This window comes from Halomonas sp. HP20-15 (assembly GCF_033446685.1).
In the GTDB taxonomy this organism is placed as follows: domain Bacteria; phylum Pseudomonadota; class Gammaproteobacteria; order Pseudomonadales; family Halomonadaceae; genus Modicisalibacter.
This window is the reverse complement of sequence record NZ_JAWQLY010000006.1, coordinates 237,319-257,869: the sequence shown is the minus strand read 5'-3', so window position 1 is coordinate 257,869 and position 20,551 is coordinate 237,319. Positions and strand designations below refer to the sequence as shown.

The following is a 20,551-nucleotide window of genomic DNA, read 5'->3' as shown; positions in this document are numbered from 1 at the left end:
CGCTTTATCCCGCGCCGGGCCTTCCCTACAATCGAATCTCCTACCTTGGTTGGCGGAACCGCATCGTATGCTGGGATTTCTGCAAGGCTTGGCCTACGGGCTGTTCGTCACCTGCCTGCCGTGGTTTCTGATCGGCATGGCCAGTCCACGACTGGCGTTGGCGGAACTCGACCCCGATCGCATTCAGGTCATCGTGCGCTACTGGCTGCTGGTGCCGTTCGTGGCGTTCGTGCTGTGGCTGACCTCGCTGTGGGGCGGCTTCGACCCATCGCTTGCCGGCTGGCTGGTGGGGCTGGTGGCGATCGCCGTCGAACTGCCGGTGGAACGTCGGGCGCGCAACTGGTGGCAGCGCTGGCGCTCACGGCGTCAGGCGCGTCGCCAGGCGGCCGAGGAGTCTCGGCAGCGCGCCGAGCGCCAGCGCGAGGCTCAGGAGCGCGGGGTGCTGAGCCTCGATCCCGAATATCCGCCCGCCGACGCCGACGAGGTGGTGCTGGCGCTGTGCGCGGCCAAGGGCGAACTGCTCTCACTCGCGCGCGAGGACGTGGCGGTGCAGGCCGACCGGCTTTACAGCCGCTATCGGCACGTCGAAACGGTCCTCGCGGCGCGCTTCGACCGCGCCGAGCTGGCCTACCAGCGCGCCCACGGGCTGGTCAACGAGGTCTGCCTGGGCGCGGTGGACAATCTCACCCGGATGGCCGCACAGGCGCGCAGCGTGGCCGGCGTCGACAGTGACTTCGTCAGGCGCCGGCTGGACCGCGAACGCAAGACGCTGAGCGTGGCCGAGCGCCTGGCGCTGAAGCGCCGCCTGGAACTGGTCGCCGATACCGAGCGTCATCTGCGCGATCTGTCGGCGCGCAACGAGGCGGCATTGACGGCGCTGGACGATACCGCCGTGGCGCTGGCGCGGGTCGAGACCCAGCGGCCACAGGCCACGGTGGCCGCCGAGCGGGCGCTCGGCGATCTGCGCCGCTTCGCCGAGGGCGCGGCGCGCTACAGCCGCGGCCAGTAGGCGTCTTTTGGATTGAGCCATTCCGCGAGGAGCCGAGCGATGAACGACAAGCGTGACGATCGAGACGGGCAGGACGGCAACCGGCGGTTGGCGTTGCCGGCGGTGGAGGAGATCGCCGCGGGGCTGGCGAGCGGCCACCGCGACAGCGATACCGAGGACGGCGAACTGGCGGCGCTGGCCGACGACTTCGTCGCCGGTCTGCTCGGGCCGGGCGGGGGCGGCATCGAGGAGCCGCGCCGCGCGGTCGACGAGATGGGCCTCGAGCTGCAACGCCAGGCCGCCCACCAGAGCGAGATGCTGCAGACGCCGCTGCGCCGCCTGGCGCGTCAGGGCGACGAGGGTGGTCCGGTCGCCGAGTCGCTCGCCAAGCTGCGTTCGCGCATGCAGGATCTCGATCCGCAGCAGCACTCGCTGGGCGGCGGCGGGTTCGACCGGATGCTGGCGCGCCTGCCGGGAGTGGGCAGCCGCCTGCAGCGGTACTTCCAGAAATTCGAGAACGCCCAGCAGGCGCTCGACGCGATCATCCATGACCTGGAAGCCGGGCGCGAGATGCTGCGTCGCGACAACCTCACCCTGAGCGACGATCAGCAGGCGCTGCGCGACATGGCCGGCCAGTTGCAGCGCCAGGTGTCGCTGGGTCAGCTGATCGATCGACGGCTGGTCGCCGCTGCCGACGCGCGTTCCAACGACCCGCAGCGGGGCGCCTTGGACCAGCGCACGTTCATCGAGGAGGAATTGCTGTTTCCGCTGCGTCAACGCATCGTCGATCTGCAGCAGCAGCTGGCGGTCAGCCAGCAGGGCGTGCTGGCGCTGGAGGTGGTGATTCGCAACAACCGCGAGCTGATGCGCGGCGTCGACCGGGCGATCAACGTCACCGTCTCGGCGCTCACCGTGGCGGTGACGGTGGCCATGGCGCTGGCCAATCAGCGGCTGGTGCTCGATCGTGTCGAGGCGCTCAACCAGTCGACCTCGGCGATGATCGCCGGTACCGCGCGGGCGTTGCGCGCCCAGGGCGTGGAGATCCAGAGCCGGGCGGCCTCGGCGACGCTGGATCGCGAGACCCTCGAGGAGGCCTTCCGCGAAGTGATGGCGGCGCTGGACGACGTCTCGCATTACCGCCAGGAAGCCCTGCCGCGTCTCGACGAGCAGATCGAGCGGCTCGATGCGCTTTCGCGCCAGGGCAATAAGGCGATCGAGCGCCTCGAGCACGGCAATCGCCGGCGCACCGACGACAGTCTATGAACGGATCCCGGGGAAGCGGGTCTGGCCGTTTTTCAGCACGGAAGGTTTTAGAACGGTGTTTCCGATAAGCTGGGCGTTATGCCGGAAAGACCAGCCATAACGCCTAGGCAATACTTGGAAACGCTTTCAAACTAGCGCTTAAAAGCCTGTCAAGACAGATACTTGGCTTAAGTTGTTGGGCTGAGTTTTTTTCTATACTCTGGCCGTCACACCCCCCGAACGACCGGACCACGAGCATGACAGACGCCAAGAAGCAGGCCGCGCTGGATTACCATTCGCAACCCTTTCCCGGGAAGCTGTCCGTCGAAATCACCAAGCCGACGGCGTCTGCCAAAGACCTTTCGCTGGCCTACAGCCCGGGCGTGGCCGAGCCCTGCCGCGAGATCGCCAGGGACCCCGAACACGCCTATCTGTATACCGGCAAGGGCAATCTGGTCGCGGTGATCTCCGATGGCAGCGCGGTCCTCGGCCTGGGCAACCTCGGTCCGCTGGCCAGCAAGCCGGTCATGGAGGGCAAGGGCGTCCTGTTCAAGCGCTTCGCCGGGATCAATTCGGTGGATATCGAGGTCGACGCCGAGAGCCCGCAGGCGTTCATCGACACCGTCTCGCGCATCGCCAACACCTGGGGCGGCATCAATCTCGAGGACATCAAGGCCCCCGAGTGCTTCGAGATCGAGCGCACGCTGATCGAGCAGTGCGATATTCCGGTCTTTCACGACGACCAGCACGGCACCGCCATCGTCACCGCCGCGGGCATGCTCAATGCGCTGGAGATCGCCGGCAAGCCCCTCGACGAGGCGCGCATCGTCTGTCTGGGCGCCGGCTCGGCGGCGATCGCCTGCATGAAACTGTTGGTGTCCTGCGGCGCGCTGACCGAGAACATCTATATGCTCGATCGCAAGGGCGTGATCCACAGCGGGCGCAGCGACCTCAACGAGTACAAGGCGATGTTCGCCACCGAGACCCCGCTGCGTACCCTCGACGAAGCGATCGACGGCGCCGACGTGTTCGTCGGGCTGTCGGGCCCCAACCTGCTGAGCGCCGATCAGCTCAACAGGATGGCCGTCAGTCCGATCGTGTTCGCCTGCTCCAACCCCGACCCGGAGATTCAACCCGAACTCGCCCACGAGACCCGCGACGACGTGATCATGGCCACCGGCCGCTCCGATTACCCCAACCAGGTCAACAACGTGCTGGGCTTCCCGTTCATCTTTCGCGGCGCGCTGGACGTGCGCGCCACGCGCATCAACGAGGAGATGAAGCTGGCGGCGGTCTATGCGCTCCGGGATCTGGCTCGCGAGCCGGTACCGCAGGCGGTGCTCGATGCCTATGAAATCGATGCGCTGGAGTATGGCCGTGGCTACATCATTCCCACGCCGATGGACGCGCGGCTACTCGATCGGATCTCCTCGGCGGTGGCGCGGGCGGCGGTCGATTCGGGCGTGGCACGCCGGCCGTTTCCGTCGCACTACCCCTTGACCGGCGTCGAGGATGTCTACGGCGGCTGAGGCGCGGCATTCGCACGCTAGCGTGAGCGCACAAGAAAGCCGGCCCCGGGGCCGGCTTTCGTTTGTATCGGCGGGTCGGCTACCAGCGGTAAAGCAGCGACGCCGCGGTGGTGCGATCGGTGTTGGAATTGGCGCCTTCGGGAGGCTGCGAATTGCGCTCGATCTCGTGGGACAGGCGCAACGCGAGATGGGCGTTGAGCTGCGCGGTCACCGCCGAGAAGGTGCGGGTGGTGACGTTCTGGCGGGTGCCTTCGACGGAGAGCTCCTGCTGGAAGGTCGATCCCTCGCTGAAGTTCCACTGATAGTCCAGCGCGCCGTAGCCTACCGCCAGATCGCTGCCTTCGCCGTTGTCCAGCTCGTCATGGCGATAGCCCGGGCCGGCTTCCAGCGACAGGATATGATCGGGACCGGCGAGCAGTTGGCGGCCATAGCCGGCGATGGTCGTGAACTGATAGTCGTAGCCGCTGAAGCGATCCTTTTCCCAGCGCGTGAAGCCGAACAGGTAGTGCGGCCCCTCGAGGTCGTAGCGTTCGCGACCACCGAGCAGATACTGCTCGGCGCTGGCGTTGTCGTTTTCCTCGACCTTGCGCGTCTCGGCGCGCAGGGTGTGGGTCCAGCGTCCGGTCAGCCAGGTCAGGCGCCCCTTGGCGAGCAGCGTCGAGCTATCGGTATTGCCCGACAGGCTGGTGTAGCCGAGCTCGGCCTGGCCGGTGAATTCCGGTGCGTCGTCCTGGGGCGCCGGGGGCGCGTAGAACAGCGAATCCTGCGCTGGCGACAGGGATGAAAACAGCAGGCACAGCAAGGTCGTCGCGGCGCTCAAGACCGGTGTCTGCGTTGCTGTGGCGATCAGCCGCGGCATGATGGGACTCCTGGTTCTCACGTCGTATCCGTGTCCGTCCGGCGCGTATCGCGCCGGACGGACGTCAGCGGACGGAAGGCCGCCTGTGCATGGCGTACTCAGAAAATGGCTTCGTAGGTACCGGTCCCCTGCGAGCCGCTGCTGTCTTCCAGCTCGCTGTCGATGCGGCGCGGCTCGTAGTCGGGCAGGTTGCCTTCGCGGAATATCTCCTCGACTCCACCGGTCTGGTCGTCGTGCAGGCGCCGTCCGGTATCGGGGTCGATGCGTGCCGTGACGATGCCCTCGGGACGTTCGGGAACGGCTTCCGGTGTGTCCTTGAGGGCCTGGCGCATGAACAGCTTCCAGATCGGCAGCGCCGCCTGTGAGCCGTATTCGCCGGTACTCTCGTTGTTGTCCTTGCCGACCCACACGGTGGCGACCAGTCGGTTGTTGAAACCCGAGAACCAGGCGTCGCGCTGCTCATTGGTGGTGCCGGTCTTGCCGACGATGTCGCTGCGCTCGAGATCCAGCGCACCGCGGCCGGTGCCGCGCTCGATGACGTCGCGCATGATGTCGCGCAGGATATACAGGGCCTGCGGATCGACCACGCGGGGGGCGAGCGGATAGGTCTTGCCGTCGATGCGGGTTTCCTCGGCGCCCTCGCGGCAATCCCGGCAGGCGACCTGCGGCGTGTACTCGAGCAGCGGTTGCTGCTCGCCGGTCTTTTCGACGCGCTGGATGTACCAGGGCGAGACCTTGAAGCCACCATTGGCGAGGATCGCATAGGCGTTGGCCATTTCCAGCGGGCTCAGCGAGGCGCTGCCCAGCGCCAGCGACAGGCCGTGCGGCAGGCGGTCGGCGGCGAAACCGAAGTGCTCGAGGAAGCGCAGCGCCTTATCCAGCCCCAACGTCTGCAGGACGCGGATCGATACCAAGTTGCGCGACTGGTAAAGCCCCACGCGCAGACGGGTTGGCCCGCGGAATTCGCCTTCGGCGTTCTCGGGGCGCCAGGAGCCGCCCATGTCGCTCATCACCACCGGCGCGTCGTTGACCACCGTGGCGGCGGTCATGTTGCCTTCCTGCAGCGCCGCCAGATAGATGAACGGCTTGAAGATCGAGCCGGCCTGGCGCTGGGCCTGGGTGGCGCGGTTGAAGCGGCTGGACTCGAAGCTGAAGCCGCCCTGCAGAGCGCGGATCGCGCCGGTCTGCGGGTCGAGTGCGACGATCGCGCCCTCGGCGCCGGGCTGCTGCGACAGCCGCCAGCCGTCATCGGTCTCGATGATGCGCACCAGCGAGCCACGCTCGGCGATCGCCGCGGCATTGGCAGGCACTTCGCCACGCCACTTGGGACTCTTGTAGTCGCGTGCCCACTTGAGGCCGTCCCAGTCGAGGGTCACCAGCCCGGCATCTTCGGTCAGTACCCGCATCTGACGCTCGTCGGTGGAGACTACGATCGCCGGCTTGAGCGGCCCCAGCTCGGGGGTGCGCTCGAGCACCTTGAGCCAATTGCTGACGTCGCCCTCGACGCCACTGATCTGGGTCTGACTGCTCCGAGCCGCCTGGCGCGCGGTCTCGATCACTTCGGGGGATTCGCCGAGTTCCTGTTCCAGGCCCTCCTTCTGGGTCTGGTCCTGGGCCTCGACCAGGCTGGGCGGGATGTCCGTCTGCTCGGCGCCGCGCCAGCCGTGGCGCAGATCGTACTCGATCAGGCCCTGGATCAGCGCCTGACGGGCCTCGGTCTGCAGATCGCTGTCCAGCGTGGTGATGACCTGGTAGCCGCCGGTATAGGCCTTGTCGCCGAAGCGTTCGACGGCGAACTGGCGGGCCATCTCGGCGACGTAGGACGCTTCGACCTCGACCCGGGCGGTGTGCTCGCGGGCGGTGATGGGCTGCTTGACGGCCTGGTCGTAGGCGCTCTGGTCGATATAGCCCAGCTCGCGCATGCGATAGAGGATCCAATTGCGGCGGATCAACGAGCGCTCGGGGTTGGCCAGCGGATTGAGCGCCGAAGGCGCCTTGGGCAAGCCGGCGATCATCGCCTTCTCGGCCAGGCTCAGCTCGGCCAGCGGCTTGTCGTAATACGTGGCGGCGGCGGCGGCGACCCCGTAGGAGCGATTGCCCAGGTAGATCTTGTTGACGTAGAGCTCGAAGATCTCCTGCTTGGAGAGGATCTGCTCCATCTGCAGCGACAGCAGGATCTCGCGAATCTTGCGGGTGAAGGTCTGGTCCAGGGTCAGCAGGTAGTTGCGCGCTACCTGCATGGTGATGGTGCTGCCGCCGGACTGGATGTCGCCGCCGCTGGCGATGAGTTCGACGGCGGCCCGTGCCAGGCCCTTGGGGTCGACCCCGGGATGCTCGAAGAAGCGGGCGTCCTCGGCGGCCAGAAACGCCTGGACCATGTCCTTGGGAACCGTCTCGAAATCGACCGGCTTGCGCCGCTCCTCGCCGAACTCACCGATCAGCTTGTCGTTGCGGGTGTAGATGCGTAGCGGGATCTGCAGTTCGTAGCCCTGGAGTTGGCGTACATCGGGCAGGCCGGGAGCGAAGTACAGCGCTGCGCCGATGACGGCCAGCACTCCCGCGGCGCTCAGGGATAGCATTAGCCAAAGGGCCGAGGTCAGCAGGCGTCTAAAAAGCTTCATGGAATGACAGTGTCCGTGGTGTTCGGGTGGCGGTCGGGCTGCGAGGAGCGAGGCTATCCATTGAACTGCGCATTATAGGAAGCTGCGGTGCCATGAACCAGCGTTGACGGCAAAACGCCGGCTCTCGTGTGTAAACGCGGTATACATCAGGTAATCTCACCCGCACGGGACTGAAGCTTTTGCTGCTTTCAGCCGATATAACGATAACGCAATAACGCGAACTGATTGCGCAGGGGTATGCCATTGTTGGGTCTGGGTAAGTCCGGCAAGGGACTGGTCGGCATCGACATCACGTCGGCCACCGTCAAGCTGATCGAACTCAAGCGGGCCGGTCGCCACTATCGGGTCGACAGCTACGCGGTACGTCCGCTGCGCGAAGGCGTGGTCGTCGAGCGCCGCATTCGCCAGATGAGCGAAGTCGTCGAGGCCATCCGCCGGGCCGTCGATCACGCGCGTCCGCACTCCAAGCAGGTCGCCGTCGCGGTACCCGCCAGCGCGGCGATCACCAAGACCCTGACCCTGCCCGCCTCGCTGAGCGACGACGAGATCGAGGCGCGCATTCAACTCGACTCCGACAAGCACATTCCCTTTCCGTTCAACGAGGTCGCCTTCGATTTTCAGCGCCTGGGGCTGAATGCCCGTTTCGCCGACCAGCAGGACGTGCTGCTGGTGGCGTGCCGCCAGCAGGATGTCAGCCAACTGACCGAGGCGGTGATGCAGGCCGGCCTGGAGCCGGCCGCGGTCGACGTCGAGACCTTCGCCACCGAGCGGGCCTTCGGCGAGCTGCGTCATCAGTTCCCGCACGTCGGCGACGATCAATGCGTGGCGCTGGTCGACATCGGCGCCAACATGAATGCCTTTCACGTGCTGCGCGGCGGTCGCATCATCTATAGCCGCGACACGGTGTTCGGCGGCCGCCATCTGACCGAGGAGATCCGCAGTCGTTACGGGCTGAGCTTCGAAGAGGCCGGGCTTGCCAAGAAGCGCGGCGGCCTGCCGGGCGACTATCAGCACGACGTACTCGACCCCTTTCTCGATACGCTGGCCCAGCAGATCGGGCGCTCGTTGCAGCTTTACTACACGGCGGGCCGCAACCCCGAGGTCACCCAACTAATCCTGGCGGGAGGCTCGAGCGTGATCCCCGGGCTCAAGGAGCGCCTGAGCGAGGACAGCGGCCTGGCGATCGAGGTCGCCAACCCGTTCCTGCGCATGGCGATCAACTCGCGTATCGACATCCATACCCTGGCCAGCGACGCCCCGGCGATGCTCACCGCCTGCGGGCTGGCTATGAGGGTACGCTCATGACCATCGAGATCAACCTGCTGGCCTGGCGCGAGGCGCGCCGCGAGCAGCGTAGCAAGCGCTTCCAGCTGATTCTCGGCGTCTCGGCGCTGGCCGGCATCGCTGCCGGTTGGCTGGTGTCGTCCTTCTATCAGCATCAGCTCGACGTCCAGCAGCAGCGCAACCAGTACGTCGAGGCGCAAAGCCAGCAGCTCGACCGGGACATCACCACGTTGCGTGAATTTCGCGAGGCCCGCGAGCAGATGCTGACCCAGATCGAGCTGATCCGCGAACTGCAGTTCAGTCGCCCGCAGACGGTACGCGTGTTCAATCAGCTGGTGACCAGCCTCGAGGACGGTGTCTATTACACCCGGTTGTCGCGTGAGGGCGAGCGGCTGCGGCTCGCCGGGCTGGCCGAGACCAACCGTCAGGTCTCCGATCAGATGCGCGCGCTGGCCGCCCGCGAGGCGCTCGGCGTGCCGACGTTGGCGGAAATCGAGACCAACGACGCCGGGCTGCGGCGCTTCGACATGACCGTCGCCGAGGTGCCCGGCGAGCCGGCCCTGGCCCTGGAGGCGAAGCCATGAACGTCAACATGAAGGCCGAGTGGCAACGCTTGCGCGGCGTCGACTGGCGCGAACTCGACCTGCGCGAGGCCGGGCGTTGGCCGGTATCGCTGCAGGCGATCTGCTGCGCACTGGCGCTGGTGTTGCTGTTCTGGGGCGTTTACCACTTTCTCGCCGCGCCCAAGATGGTGCGTTTCGATCAGGCGCGCGAGCAGGAGCGGGCGCTGCTTCAGCAGTACGAGAGCAAGGCCTACCAGGCCGCCAACCTGCCGGCGATGCGCGCACAGATGGCGACCCTGGAATCGCGCATGGCCGAACTGCTGGAAATGCTGCCGACCGGCGCCGAGGTGCCGTCGCTGCTCGACAACATCAGCGACACCGCGCTCGAAAACCAGCTGTCCATCGATTTCATCCGCCTGCGCAGCCCGGTGGTCCAGGAGTTCTACATCGAGCAACCGTTCGACATCCAGGTGCAGGGCGACTACCACCGCATCGCCGCGTTCCTCTCGGGCGTCGCCGGGTTGCCGCGCATCGTCACCCTGCACGATTTCACGCTGGTGCCGGTCGAGGGTCAGGACACCCTGCGGCTGTCGATGCTGGCCAAGACCTACAATCACCGTGAACCGTCGGCCGAAGCGGCCGAGGGGAAGAGCCCATGAAGCGCTGGTCATGCTGCTTCGCGCTGCTCGCGGTAACGCTGCTGGCCGGTTGCAGCGATGCTCGGCTCGATGCGCTCGACCAGCGCCTGGCGAGCCTGCGTGCCAAGCCCAGCGGTGAGCTGCCGCTATTGCCCGAGACGCCGGCTTATCAGCCGGTCACCTACGATCAGGCGGGCTCGCGCAGCCCGTTCCAGCCGGAGCGGCCGGCAACCGACGCCGCCGCCGCCAACGGCAACGACTTGAAGCCGGACCTGAGCCGCCCCCGCGAGGCGCTCGAGCGCTTCGCGCTCGACTCGCTGACGCTGGTCGGCACGCTCGCGATCGACGGGCGCGGCTCCGCGCTGGTTCGCGACCCCGAGGGCAAGGTGCACCGTGTCTATGCGGGCATGCACATCGGCACCGACTTCGGTCGCATCGACAAGATCACTGATCGCGACATTCATCTGGTGGAGATCGTCTCCAACGGCCAGGGCGGCTGGGTAGAACGCCGCCGCACGCTTTCGCTCGATAACAAGGCCGAGTCACGGTAGCGGGATTGACCCGCCAAGAAGTCGGTTACAGGGGAACGACATGAGGGGATTGATTGGCACGCTGCTGACGGTAGGGCTGTGTGCGCTGGCGGGCCCGGCGCTGGCCGCGTCGACACTGACGGGCATGGATTTCGAGCAACGCAGCGACGGTCAGCTCGAAGTCTTGCTGCACTTTTCGGACGAGGTCCCCGAGGTTCGCGGCTATCGCATCGATTCCCCGCCGCGCCTGGCCATCGATCTGATGGATACCGTCAACGAACTCGACCAGCGACGCTTCGAACTGGGCCTCGCCGGGGTCGATAGTCTCGTGGCGTTGTCGGCGGGCGACCGAACCCGCTTGGTGCTGACCCTCAACCAGGCGCTTCCCTACGCCACGCGCGAACAGGGCGACACCCTGGTGCTGCGGTTGGGCGAGGGCGTCGACGAATCGATGCCGAGCGCGCGCCCCAGCGTTGCCGCATCCGCGCCGCCCGGGGAATCGACCGTGGCGGTATCGAGCTCGCAGGAGCCGCAGATCACCGACATCGACTTTCGACGCGGCGACGGCGACGCCAGCCGGCTGGTGGTGACGTTCGATCGTGACGGCGTCGACACCCGGGTCAGCGAGCGCGGTGATCGGATCATCGCGACCCTCGACGACGTCGCGCTGCCGGCCGAGTGGAACCAGGTGCTCGACGTCAGCGATTTCGGCACACCGATGCAACGCATCGTGCCGCAGGGCGGCGCGCAGGACACCACGCTGGCGATCACCACCCGCGGCGAGTACACCTTGCTATCGACCCAGAGCGGCCGGCAACTGATCATCGAGGCCCGGCCGGTCAGCCGCGCCGAACAGCGCGAGCAGGAGCGCGAGCGCTTCCCGTTCACCGGCAAGCGCATCACCCTCAATTTCCAGGACATCCAGGTCCGCGAAGTGCTGTCGATCATCGGCGAGTTCACCGGGCTCAACGTGGTGGCCAGCGATAGCGTGCAGGGCAGCGTCACCCTCAACCTGCAGGACGTGCCCTGGGACCAGGCGCTCGATCTGGTGCTCAAGAGCCATGGCCTGGCCAGCCGCCAGTCGGGCAACGTGCTGGTGGTCGCCCCGGCCAACGAGCTGGCGGCGATGGAGCGTCAGGAGCTCGAGGCCCAGGCCCAGCAGCAGGAGCTCGCGCCGCTGACCACTCAGTACATCCAGGTGCGCTACGCCAAGGCCGGCGAGCTGGCCAGCCTGCTGCGCGGCGAGGATGGCCTGGGGCTGCTCTCCGAGCGCGGTCGGGTGAGCGTCGATGCGCGCACCAATACGCTGCTGCTCCAGGAAACCCCCGAACAGATCGAGGCGATTCGCCAGACGCTGGATCAGCTCGACGTGCCGGTGCGCCAGGTGCAGATCGAGGCACGCATCGTCATCGCCCGCGACAGCGCGACCCAGGAGCTGGGCGTCAACTGGGGGCTGTCGTCGCCGCAGGGCAGCCGCTTCGATCTCAGCGGGGCCGCGGATGGCAATGCCTCGACGGTGCCCACCACCGGCAACGATCCGGCCTCCTACGGCGGCGGCCTGGCGGTCGACCTGGGCAACGACGTCAGTCCCGCCTCGGCGTTCAGCTTCGGCTATCTGTCGGGCGATATCCTGCTCGATCTCGAACTGCGTGCGCTGGAGAGCGAAGGCAAGAGCCAGACCATCTCGCAGCCCAAGGTGATCACCGCCAATCAGCAGACCGCGGTGATCAAGCAGGGCCAGGAGATCCCCTATCAGGAGGCAACCTCGAGCGGCGCGACCAACGTCGAGTTCAAGGAGGCGGTGCTGTCGCTGGAAGTCACCCCGCAGATCACCCCCGACGATCGCATCATCATGGATCTGATCGTCAAGAACGACGATGTCTCGGATACCAGCTTCGCCGGTGCCCCGGCCATCGACACCAACGAGATCCAGACCCAGGTGCTGGTCAACAACGGCGAAACGGTGGTGCTGGGCGGCATTCTGACCACCGAACAGCTGCGCAACCTGTTCAAGACCCCGTTCCTCGGTGACCTTCCTTTCCTCGGACAGCTATTCCGCTATACCGAGGAGAGCAATGAGAAGGTAGAATTGTTAGTCTTCATTACCCCGAAGATTATCGAGGACAATCTGGCGATTCGCTGATGCAGGGTTTTCCCAATATTTTTCTGGTCGGCCCCATGGGGGCCGGCAAAAGCACCATCGGCCGCCTTCTGGCGGCCGAGTTGCAGCGCGATTTCCTGGATAGCGATCACGAGATCCAGGCGCGTTGCGGTGCGGACATTCCCTGGATCTTCGATATCGAGGGCGAGGCCGGCTTTCGCGAGCGCGAAGTGTCGATGATCGACGAACTCACCCAGCTCTCCGACTTGGTGCTGGCTACCGGCGGCGGGGCGGTTATGAACGAGACCAATCGCCGCGCGCTGCGCGAACGCGGCACGGTGGTCTATCTCTACACCACGGTCGAGCAGCAGTTGCGCCGCACCGCCAAGGACCGCAACCGCCCCTTGCTGCGCAACAAGGACCCCGAGGCGGTGCTGCGCGGCCTGTTCGAATTGCGCGATCCGCTTTACCGCGCCACCGCCGACCTGGTGGTACGCACCGACCGGCGCGGCCCGCGAACGGTCGTCAACGATATCCTCAAGCGTGTCGAGCGTCTCGTCGATCCGCTGCAAGCCAAGGTATAGATGCCATGTCCGTGCTCGCCGCTCCCGCCATTCGCACCCTGACCGTCGAGCTCGGCGAGCGCAGCTACCCGATCCACGTCGGTCCGGGGCTGCTCGGCAATCCCGCTCACTTGCAGCCCTACCTGGCCGGCAATCAGGTGATGATCGTCACCAACGAGAGCGTCGCGCCGCTGTACCTCGACGCGCTCAAGCGCGGGCTCGGCGAGGACCTGACGGTGCGCCAGGTGATCCTGCCCGACGGCGAGCAGACCAAGACGCTGGCCTCGGTGGAGCGCATTTGGGATGCCCTGCTGGAGGCCGGCTTCAACCGTCGCTGCACGCTGATTGCCCTCGGCGGCGGGGTGATCGGCGACATGACCGGCTATGCCGCGGCCTGCTATCAGCGCGGCGTGGCCTTTATCCAGGTACCCACCACGCTGCTCGCCCAGGTCGATTCCTCGGTGGGCGGCAAGACCGGCGTCAACCATCCGCGCGGCAAGAACATGATCGGTGCCTTCTGGCAGCCGCGCGCGGTGCTCGTCGACACCGCCACCCTGCACAGCCTGCCGCCGCGCGAGCTGTCGGCGGGGCTGGCCGAGGTGATCAAGTACGGGTTGATCCGCGATATCGAGTTCATGGGCTGGCTGGAAACCAACATGCCCGCGCTGCGCGAACTGGACGACGCACTGCTCAGCGAGGCGATCCTGCGCAGCTGCGCGACCAAGGCGGCGATCGTCGCCGAGGACGAGACCGAGCAGGCGGTGCGCGCACTACTCAATCTGGGGCATACCTTCGGCCATGCCATCGAGGCGCATCAGGGCTACGGCGTCTGGCTGCATGGCGAGGCCGTGGCCAGCGGCATGGCGATGGCCGCCGCACTGTCGCAGCGGCTCGGCTGGCTGAGTGCCGCCGATGTCGAGCGCAGCGAGGCGCTGCTGCGTGCCGCCGGCCTGCCGGTTGCCGCGCCGGCGGCGATGAGCGGCGATGATTTCATCGCGCGCATGCGCCTCGACAAGAAGAACCTCGACGAGCGGATTCGCCTGGTATTGCTGAGCGAGCTTGGCGAGGCTTGCATTCACGATCGCCTCCCCGCGGACGAACTGCGGGCGTTCATCGAAGGCTATCCCCGCGCCTGAGGCAACCGAAGCGCTTGGCTTCGCCAAACCCGCCTGGAAATCCGGCGGGTTTTTTTGTGTCGGGCGGCAGGCGGGTGAGGGATAATGCCCTGGCTGGTTGCCTCTATTCGCATGGCTTATGCAGAATTGGCATGGAATAAAAACATCTTCGCCGCTGAGCAATCCGTCACTTGCCGCCAAAGAGTCCGGTCAGACCGCTCGCCGGAAATTTTATTGCTAAGCCCTTGAGCGGCTTGGGAATTATCATTGACTTGGCGCTAAGCGCGCGTTTTACGGGGAGTTTTTGCGGCGCTCGAAGGGCGTGGGAATTGCGCTCGAGGGCGAGACTGGCTATTCTGGTCGGCCTTTTGGCGCCCCAATATGGTCGAAAAAATGGCCATGAAAATTACAAAAAACCAATAAATATACCGCGCTTTCAATCTGGACACAAGTCCCCTGGATTTCTGTGAGGCACGCCCATGATGAGAGGTCTCCACCAGCCTGGCGAGTTCCGCGATAACTGCGGCTTCGGCCTGATCGCCCATATGCAAGGCCAGGCCAGCCACGACCTGCTGAAAACCGCCATCGAGTCGCTGACCTGCATGACTCACCGTGGTGGGATCGCCGCCGATGGCAAGACCGGCGACGGCTGCGGCCTGCTGTTCACCATGCCCACCGGCTTCATGCGCGCCCTGGCGCGCGATTCGCTGGGTGTCGAGCTGGGCGGACGCTTTGCCGTGGGCTGTATCTTCCTGCCCGACGACGACGCCCGCGAGGCGCGTGCCCGCGAGGTGCTCGAAGCCGAGCTGGCGGCCCGCCAGGTCAGCGTGCGCGGCTGGCGCGACGTGCCGGTCGATCCCGAGGTGTGCGGGCCGATGGCGCTCGAGTGCCTGCCGCGCATCCGCCAGATCTTCGTCGAGCCCAGCGACGATCGCCTCGACCAGGCGTTCAACGTCGACCTGTTCATGGCGCGCCGCCAGGCCGAAGAGAAGCTGCGCGACGACGAGGACTTCTACGTCTGCTCGCTGTCGACCAAGGTGGTTTCCTACAAGGGCCTGATGATGCCCGTCGACCTGCCGAACTTCTATCGCGACCTGGGCGACGAGCGTCTCGAGACGTCGATCTGCGTGTTCCACCAGCGCTTCTCGACCAACACCGCGCCGCGCTGGCCGCTCGCCCAGCCGTTCCGCTTTCTCGCCCACAACGGCGAGATCAACACCATCGAGGCCAACCGCGGCTGGGCCAACTCGCGCAAGGAAAACTTCGTCAACGAGCTGCTGCCCGACATCACCGAGCTCGACGAGATCGTCAATACCCGCGGCTCCGACTCCTCGAGCATGGACAACATGCTCGAAGTGCTGATGACCGGCGGTATGGACCTGTACAACGCCATCCGCATGATGGTGCCGCCGGCCTGGCAGAACGTCGAGACCATGGACGGCGAACTGCGCGCCTTCTACGAGTACAACTCCATGCACATGGAGCCGTGGGACGGCCCCGCCGGCCTGGTGATGACCGACGGCCGCCACGCGGTGTGCATGCTCGACCGCAACGGCCTGCGCCCGGCGCGCTGGGTGATCACCGACAACGGCTACATCACGCTGTCCTCGGAGATCGGCGTGCATGGCTACAAGCCCGAGGAGGTGGTCGCCAAGGGCCGGGTGGGGCCGGGCCAGATCCTGGGGATCGATACCGAGACCGGCGAGGTGCTGCACACCGCCGACGTCGACAGCCGTCTCAAGTCGGCCTATCCGTACAAGCGCTGGCTCAAGGATCACGCCCATTACCTGGAATCGGCGCTCACCGAGCTGGCGCGTTTCCAGCCGTTCGAGCCCGATGCGCTGAGCATCTACCAGAAGATGTTCCAGGTCACCAACGAGGAGCGCGAGCAACTGCTGCGCCCGCTGGCCGAGAGCGGCCAGGAGGCGGTCGGCTCGATGGGCGACGACACGCCGATGGCGGTGCTGTCGCGCCAGAGCCGGTTGTTGACCGACTACTTCCGCCAGAAGTTCGCCCAGGTCACCAACCCGCCGATCGACCCGCTGCGCGAAGCGATCGTGATGTCGCTGGAAACCTGCTGCGGCGCCGAGCTCAACGTCTTCGAGGCGACCCCCGAGCATGCCCACCGGCTGATCCTGACCACCCCGGTGCTCTCGCCGCGCAAGTTCACCGCGCTGGTCACCCAGGACGATCCGGCGTTTCGCAGCCACACCCTGCAGCTTGCCTACGATCCCGAGCAGGCGGGCCTCAAGCAGGCGCTGCTGGCGCTGTGCGAGCAGGCCGAGCAGGCGACTCGCGACGGCGCGGTGATCCTGGTGCTGTCCGATGCCGAGCTCGAGAAGGGCAAGCTGCCGATCCACGCGGCGCTGGCCACCGGCGCGATCCATCATCATCTCGGTCGCCTGGCGCTGCGCCCGCGGATCAACATCGTGGTCGAGACCGGCTATGCCCGCGACGCGCATCAGATGGCGGTGCTGTTCGGGGTCGGCGCGACCGCGGTCTACCCCTACCTGGCCTACCAGGTGATGGCCGACATGCATCGCCGCGGCGAGCTCACCGGCAACCCGGCGGATACCCGCGAGAACTATCGCAAGGGGCTGCAGAAGGGGCTGTTCAAGATCCTCTCCAAGATGGGCATCTCGACGCTGGCCTCGTATCGCGGCTCGCAGCTGTTCGAGGCGGTGGGGCTGTCGTCCGAGGTCATGGAATTGTGCTTCGACGGCATGATGTCGCGCATCGAGGGTACCGGCTTCGCCGAGCTGCAGCTTCAGCAGGAGCTGCTGGCCCGCGACGCCTGGATCCCGCGCAAGACCATCCGCCAGGGCGGCCTGATCAAGTACGTGCACTACCACGAGTATCACGCCTACAACCCCGACATCGTCATGGCCCTGCAGGAGGCGGTGCAGCAGGGCGACTACGCCAAGTGGAAGAAATTCGCCCAGCTGGTCAACGAGCGTCCGGTGGCGACCATTCGCGATCTGCTCAAGTTGAAGCCCGCCCCCGAGCCTTTGGCGCTCGACGAGGTCGAGCCGGTCGAGGCGCTGCTGCCGCGCTTCGACAGCGCCGGGATGTCGCTGGGCGCGCTGTCGCCGGAGGCCCACGAGGCCCTGGCCCAGGCGATGAACGAGACCGGCGGGCGCTCCAACTCCGGCGAGGGCGGCGAGGACCCGGCGCGCTACGGCACCATTCGCTCGTCCAAGATCAAGCAGATCGCCTCCGGGCGCTTCGGCGTCACCCCGGCCTACCTGGTCAATGCCGAGGTGCTGCAGATCAAGGTCGCCCAGGGCGCCAAGCCCGGCGAGGGCGGCCAGCTACCGGGCAGCAAGGTCAACGAGATGATCGGACGGCTGCGCTATGCGGTGCCCGGCGTGACGCTGATCTCGCCGCCGCCGCACCACGACATCTATTCGATCGAGGACCTGGCGCAGCTGATCTTCGACCTCAAGCAGGTCAACCCGAGCGCCCAGGTATCGGTCAAGCTGGTCTCCGAGCCGGGCATCGGCACCATCGCCACCGGCGTGGCCAAGGCCTATGCCGACCTGATCACCGTCTCCGGCTACGACGGCGGCACCGCGGCCAGCCCGCTGACCTCGATCAAGCATGCCGGCAGCCCCTGGGAGCTGGGGCTGCCCGAGGTCCATCAGGCGCTGCGCATCAATGGCCTGCGCGACAAGATCCGCCTGCAGACCGACGGCGGCCTGAAGACCGGGCTCGACGTGGTCAAGGCGGCGATCCTCGGCGCCGAGAGCTTCGGCTTCGGCACCGCGCCGATGGTCGCGCTGGGCTGCAAGTACCTGCGCATCTGCCACCTCAACAACTGCGCCACCGGTGTCGCCACCCAGCACCAATACCTGCGCGACGAGCATTTCCGCGGCACCGTCGACATGGTCAAGCACTACTTCCGCTTCATCGCCGAGGAGGTGCGCGAACTGCTGGCGCTGCTCGGCGTGCGCCAGCTCACCGAGCTGATCGGCCGCACCGACCTGCTCGAGGTGCTCGAGGGCGAGACGCCCGCGCAGCGCAAGCTCGACTTGAGCCCGCTTCTGACCAACGACTTCGTGCCCGCCGAGGCGCCGCAGTTCTGCCAGGTCGGCCGCAACGTGCCGCACGACCCGGGCGCCAAGAACCAGGAGGTGCTCGACGCGCTGATGCCGGCGATCGAGTCGCGCTCGGGCGGCGAATTCGAGTTTGCCATCACCAATTGCGATCGCAGCGTGGGCGCGCGGGCCTCGGGCGAGATCGCCAAGCGCTACGGCGAGGAAGGGCTGGAAGAGGCCCCGGTCGTGGCCCGCTTCACCGGCGTGGCGGGGCAGAGCTTCGGGGTGTGGAACGCCCGGGGCCTGCACCTTTATCTCGAGGGCGATGCCAACGACTACGTCGGCAAGGGCATGAACGGCGGCAAGGTGGTGATCGTGCCGCCCAAGGCCAGCCGCTTCAAGTCGCACGAGACGGCGATCGTCGGCAACACCTGCCTGTACGGCGCCACCGGTGGCAAGCTGTTCGCCGCGGGCACCGCCGGCGAGCGCTTCGCGGTGCGCAACTCCGGCGTGCATGCGGTGATCGAGGGCGCGGGCGATCACTGTTGCGAGTACATGACCGGCGGTCTGGTCGCGGTGCTCGGCGAGACCGGCGTCAACTTCGGCGCGGGGATGACCGGCGGCTTCGCCTATGTGCTCGACGAGGACCGCACCTTCGTCGACAAGTACAACCATGAGCTGGTGGAGATCCATCGCATCAACACCGAGGTCATGGAAGCCTACCGGCGCTACCTGCGTGAGGTGATCGAGGAGTACGTCGCCGAGACCGACTCGGCCCGGGGCCACGAGATCCTCGACGATTTCTCCGAGTACATCCGTCATTTCTGGCTGGTCAAGCCCAAGGCGGCAAGCCTCGGCGGCCTGCTCGCCGAATCCCGCCGGCGGCCCGAGTAAGCAGAGGAGATACGCTCATGGCAAACCGTTTGGACAACGATTTCCAGTTCATAGATGTCGGCCGCCAGGACCCGAACAAGAAGGACGCGCGCAAGCGGGCCAAGCAGTTCACCGAGATCTACGACCCGTACAAGCCCAGCGAGGCGGCCAGCCAGGCGCACCGCTGCCTGCATTGCGGCAATCCGTACTGCGAATGGAAGTGCCCGGTGCACAACTACATTCCCAACTGGCTGAAGCTGGTCAGCGAGGGCAACATCCTCGAGGCGGCGGAGATGTCGCATCGCACCAATACCCTGCCCGAGGTGTGCGGCCGGGTGTGCCCGCAGGATCGCCTCTGCGAGGGCGACTGCACGCTCAACGACGGCTTCGGCGCGGTGACCATCGGCTCGGTGGAGAAATACATCACCGACACCGCCTTCGCCATGGGCTGGCGACCCGACATGTCCAAGGTCGAGTGGACCGACAAGCGCGTGGCAGTGATCGGTGCCGGCCCGGCCGGGCTGGGCTGTGCCGACATCCTGGTGCGCAACGGCGTCAAGCCGGTGGTGTTCGATCGGCATCCCGAGATCGGCGGCCTGCTGACCTTCGGCATTCCCGAGTTCAAGCTCGAGAAGAACGTCATGGAACGGCGTCGCGCGGTGTTCGAGGAGATGGGCATGGAGTTCCGCCTGAATACCGAGATCGGCCGCGACATCACCATCGACCAGTTGCTCAGCGACTACGACGCGGTATTCATGGGCATGGGCACCTACAAGTACATGCAGGGCGGCTTCCCCGGCGAGGACCTGCCCGGCGTGTACAAGGCTCTCGATTACCTGATCGCCAACGTCAACCACTGCCTGGGCTTCGAGAAGAACCCCGACGACTACGTGTCGATGGAGGGCAGGCGCGTGGTGGTGCTGGGCGGCGGTGACACCGCCATGGACTGCAACCGCACGGCGATCCGCCAGGGCGCGACCGGGGTGACCTGCGCCTACCGTCGCGACGAGGAGAACATGCCCGGCTCCAAGCGCGAGGTGGCCAACGCCCGCGAAGAGGGCGTCGAGTTCCTGTTCAATCGTCAGCCGGTGGCGATCGTCGGCGAGGAGCGGGTCGAAGGCGTCAAGCTGGTGCGCACGCGCCTCGGCGAGCCCGACGAGCGGGGCCGGCGTAGCCCCGAGGTGGTGCCCGGTTCCGAAGAGGTGCTGGCCTGCGACGCGGTGGTCATTGCCTTCGGCTTCCAGCCCAGCGAGATCGCCTGGTTCGAGGCGCAGAACATCGCCGTCGACGAACGCGGCCGGGTCACCGCGCCGGAGCACGGCAGCTTCGCCTTCCAGACCAGCAACGAGAAGATCTTCGCCGGCGGCGACATGGTGCGCGGCTCCGACCTGGTGGTCACCGCGATCCACGAAGGTCGTCAGGCCGGCGAGGGTATTCTCGACTATCTGGGCGTCTGAATCTCGAGCCACGGGCTGCGAGCCTCGAGCGGGACGGAGTCATCATCCTGCTCGTAGCTCGTAGCTCGTAGCTCGTAGCTCGTAGCTCGTAGCTCGTAGCTCGTAGCTCGTAGCTCGTAGCTCGTAGCTCGTCGCCCAAATTGAGCCGCTC

Annotated in this window: 14 protein-coding genes; 12 read left to right on the top strand and 2 right to left on the bottom strand. The window is 66.3% G+C overall.

The genetic code is table 11. The features are described from left to right. Positions 1-67 precede the first annotated feature (67 nt). The 3 genes from R6258_RS10485 (at position 68) to R6258_RS10475 (ending at position 3,759) form a co-directional block, all read left to right on the top strand. On the top strand, positions 68-1,009 hold the full coding sequence (locus R6258_RS10485; protein WP_318449930.1) for a cobyrinic acid a,c-diamide synthase: 942 nt from the start codon (positions 68-70) through the stop codon (positions 1,007-1,009). A gap of 39 nt (positions 1,010-1,048) precedes the next feature. Next, complete coding sequence (locus R6258_RS10480; protein WP_318449927.1) at positions 1,049-2,251, top strand: toxic anion resistance protein; 1,203 nt, start codon at positions 1,049-1,051, stop codon at positions 2,249-2,251. A gap of 236 nt (positions 2,252-2,487) precedes the next feature. Then, positions 2,488-3,759, top strand: coding sequence for a malic enzyme-like NAD(P)-binding protein (locus tag R6258_RS10475; RefSeq protein WP_318449925.1), 1,272 nt, complete (start codon positions 2,488-2,490; stop codon positions 3,757-3,759). Between the two features lie 79 nt (positions 3,760-3,838). Here the strand turns inward: R6258_RS10475 and R6258_RS10470 are convergent, their stop codons facing one another. Together R6258_RS10470 and R6258_RS10465 are read right to left on the bottom strand one after the other, a co-directional pair. Further along, on the bottom strand, positions 3,839-4,618 hold the full coding sequence (locus tag R6258_RS10470; RefSeq protein ID WP_318449923.1) for a DUF481 domain-containing protein: 780 nt from the start codon (positions 4,616-4,618) through the stop codon (positions 3,839-3,841). Between the two features lie 98 nt (positions 4,619-4,716). Beyond that, positions 4,717-7,239 carry a penicillin-binding protein 1A gene (locus tag R6258_RS10465; protein ID WP_318449921.1) on the bottom strand — a complete coding sequence of 841 codons (2,523 nt, stop codon included), beginning with the start codon at positions 7,237-7,239 and terminating at the stop codon, positions 4,717-4,719. 237 nt (positions 7,240-7,476) lie between these two features. Here R6258_RS10465 and pilM point away from each other — a divergent pair, with 237 nt between their 5' ends. The 9 genes from pilM (at position 7,477) to R6258_RS10420 (ending at position 20,400) form a co-directional block, all read left to right on the top strand. Then, positions 7,477-8,544 (top strand): type IV pilus assembly protein PilM, encoded by a 1,068-nt coding sequence (gene pilM / locus R6258_RS10460; protein ID WP_412176372.1) that lies wholly within the window; start codon positions 7,477-7,479, stop codon positions 8,542-8,544. Then, positions 8,541-9,107 (top strand): PilN domain-containing protein, encoded by a 567-nt coding sequence (locus tag R6258_RS10455; protein WP_318449918.1) that lies wholly within the window; start codon positions 8,541-8,543, stop codon positions 9,105-9,107. Before pilM ends, R6258_RS10455 begins: the two co-directional genes overlap by 4 nt. Beyond that, positions 9,104-9,745 (top strand): type 4a pilus biogenesis protein PilO, encoded by a 642-nt coding sequence (locus tag R6258_RS10450; RefSeq protein ID WP_318449916.1) that lies wholly within the window; start codon positions 9,104-9,106, stop codon positions 9,743-9,745. The genes R6258_RS10455 and R6258_RS10450 overlap by 4 nt, the downstream gene beginning before the upstream one ends. After that, positions 9,742-10,275 carry a pilus assembly protein PilP gene (locus tag R6258_RS10445; RefSeq protein WP_318449914.1) on the top strand — a complete coding sequence of 178 codons (534 nt, stop codon included), beginning with the start codon at positions 9,742-9,744 and terminating at the stop codon, positions 10,273-10,275. Before R6258_RS10450 ends, R6258_RS10445 begins: the two co-directional genes overlap by 4 nt. A 40-nt stretch (positions 10,276-10,315) precedes the next feature. Further along, a complete protein-coding gene (pilQ, locus tag R6258_RS10440; RefSeq protein ID WP_318449911.1) occupies positions 10,316-12,397 on the top strand; it encodes a type IV pilus secretin PilQ in 2,082 nt (693 codons plus the stop codon). Continuing rightward, positions 12,397-12,939, top strand: a complete 543-nt coding sequence (aroK, locus tag R6258_RS10435) for a shikimate kinase AroK (protein ID WP_318449909.1) — start codon at positions 12,397-12,399, stop codon at positions 12,937-12,939. The genes pilQ and aroK overlap by 1 nt, the downstream gene beginning before the upstream one ends. 5 nt (positions 12,940-12,944) lie before the next feature. Continuing rightward, the gene (gene aroB, locus R6258_RS10430; RefSeq protein WP_318449907.1) at positions 12,945-14,054 is read left to right on the top strand and encodes a 3-dehydroquinate synthase; all 1,110 of its coding nucleotides are present in this window, start codon (positions 12,945-12,947) and stop codon (positions 14,052-14,054) included. A gap of 458 nt (positions 14,055-14,512) precedes the next feature. Next, positions 14,513-18,964: a glutamate synthase large subunit gene (gltB, locus tag R6258_RS10425; RefSeq protein WP_318449904.1), complete on the top strand. Its 4,452-nt coding sequence runs from the start codon at positions 14,513-14,515 to the stop codon at positions 18,962-18,964. 17 nt (positions 18,965-18,981) lie between these two features. Further along, complete coding sequence (locus R6258_RS10420; RefSeq protein WP_318449902.1) at positions 18,982-20,400, top strand: FAD-dependent oxidoreductase; 1,419 nt, start codon at positions 18,982-18,984, stop codon at positions 20,398-20,400. Positions 20,401-20,551 lie beyond the last annotated feature (151 nt).

What these genes read in the sequence shown, in the direction of transcription:
- aroB (WP_318449907.1), top strand. Translation starts at nt 12,945, where the DNA reads ATGTCCGTGCTCGCCGCTCCCGCCATTCGCACCCTGACCGTCGAGCTC.
- pilM (WP_412176372.1), top strand. Translation starts at nt 7,477, where the DNA reads ATGCCATTGTTGGGTCTGGGTAAGTCCGGCAAGGGACTGGTCGGCATC.
- R6258_RS10485 (WP_318449930.1), top strand. Translation starts at nt 68, where the DNA reads ATGCTGGGATTTCTGCAAGGCTTGGCCTACGGGCTGTTCGTCACCTGC.
- R6258_RS10470 (WP_318449923.1), bottom strand. Translation starts at nt 4,618, where the DNA reads ATGCCGCGGCTGATCGCCACAGCAACGCAGACACCGGTCTTGAGCGCC.
- R6258_RS10450 (WP_318449916.1), top strand. Translation starts at nt 9,104, where the DNA reads ATGAACGTCAACATGAAGGCCGAGTGGCAACGCTTGCGCGGCGTCGAC.
- R6258_RS10480 (WP_318449927.1), top strand. Translation starts at nt 1,049, where the DNA reads ATGAACGACAAGCGTGACGATCGAGACGGGCAGGACGGCAACCGGCGG.
- pilQ (WP_318449911.1), top strand. Translation starts at nt 10,316, where the DNA reads ATGAGGGGATTGATTGGCACGCTGCTGACGGTAGGGCTGTGTGCGCTG.
- R6258_RS10445 (WP_318449914.1), top strand. Translation starts at nt 9,742, where the DNA reads ATGAAGCGCTGGTCATGCTGCTTCGCGCTGCTCGCGGTAACGCTGCTG.
- R6258_RS10465 (WP_318449921.1), bottom strand. Translation starts at nt 7,239, where the DNA reads ATGAAGCTTTTTAGACGCCTGCTGACCTCGGCCCTTTGGCTAATGCTA.
- R6258_RS10455 (WP_318449918.1), top strand. Translation starts at nt 8,541, where the DNA reads ATGACCATCGAGATCAACCTGCTGGCCTGGCGCGAGGCGCGCCGCGAG.
- gltB (WP_318449904.1), top strand. Translation starts at nt 14,513, where the DNA reads ATGATGAGAGGTCTCCACCAGCCTGGCGAGTTCCGCGATAACTGCGGC.
- R6258_RS10475 (WP_318449925.1), top strand. Translation starts at nt 2,488, where the DNA reads ATGACAGACGCCAAGAAGCAGGCCGCGCTGGATTACCATTCGCAACCC.
- aroK (WP_318449909.1), top strand. Translation starts at nt 12,397, where the DNA reads ATGCAGGGTTTTCCCAATATTTTTCTGGTCGGCCCCATGGGGGCCGGC.
- R6258_RS10420 (WP_318449902.1), top strand. Translation starts at nt 18,982, where the DNA reads ATGGCAAACCGTTTGGACAACGATTTCCAGTTCATAGATGTCGGCCGC.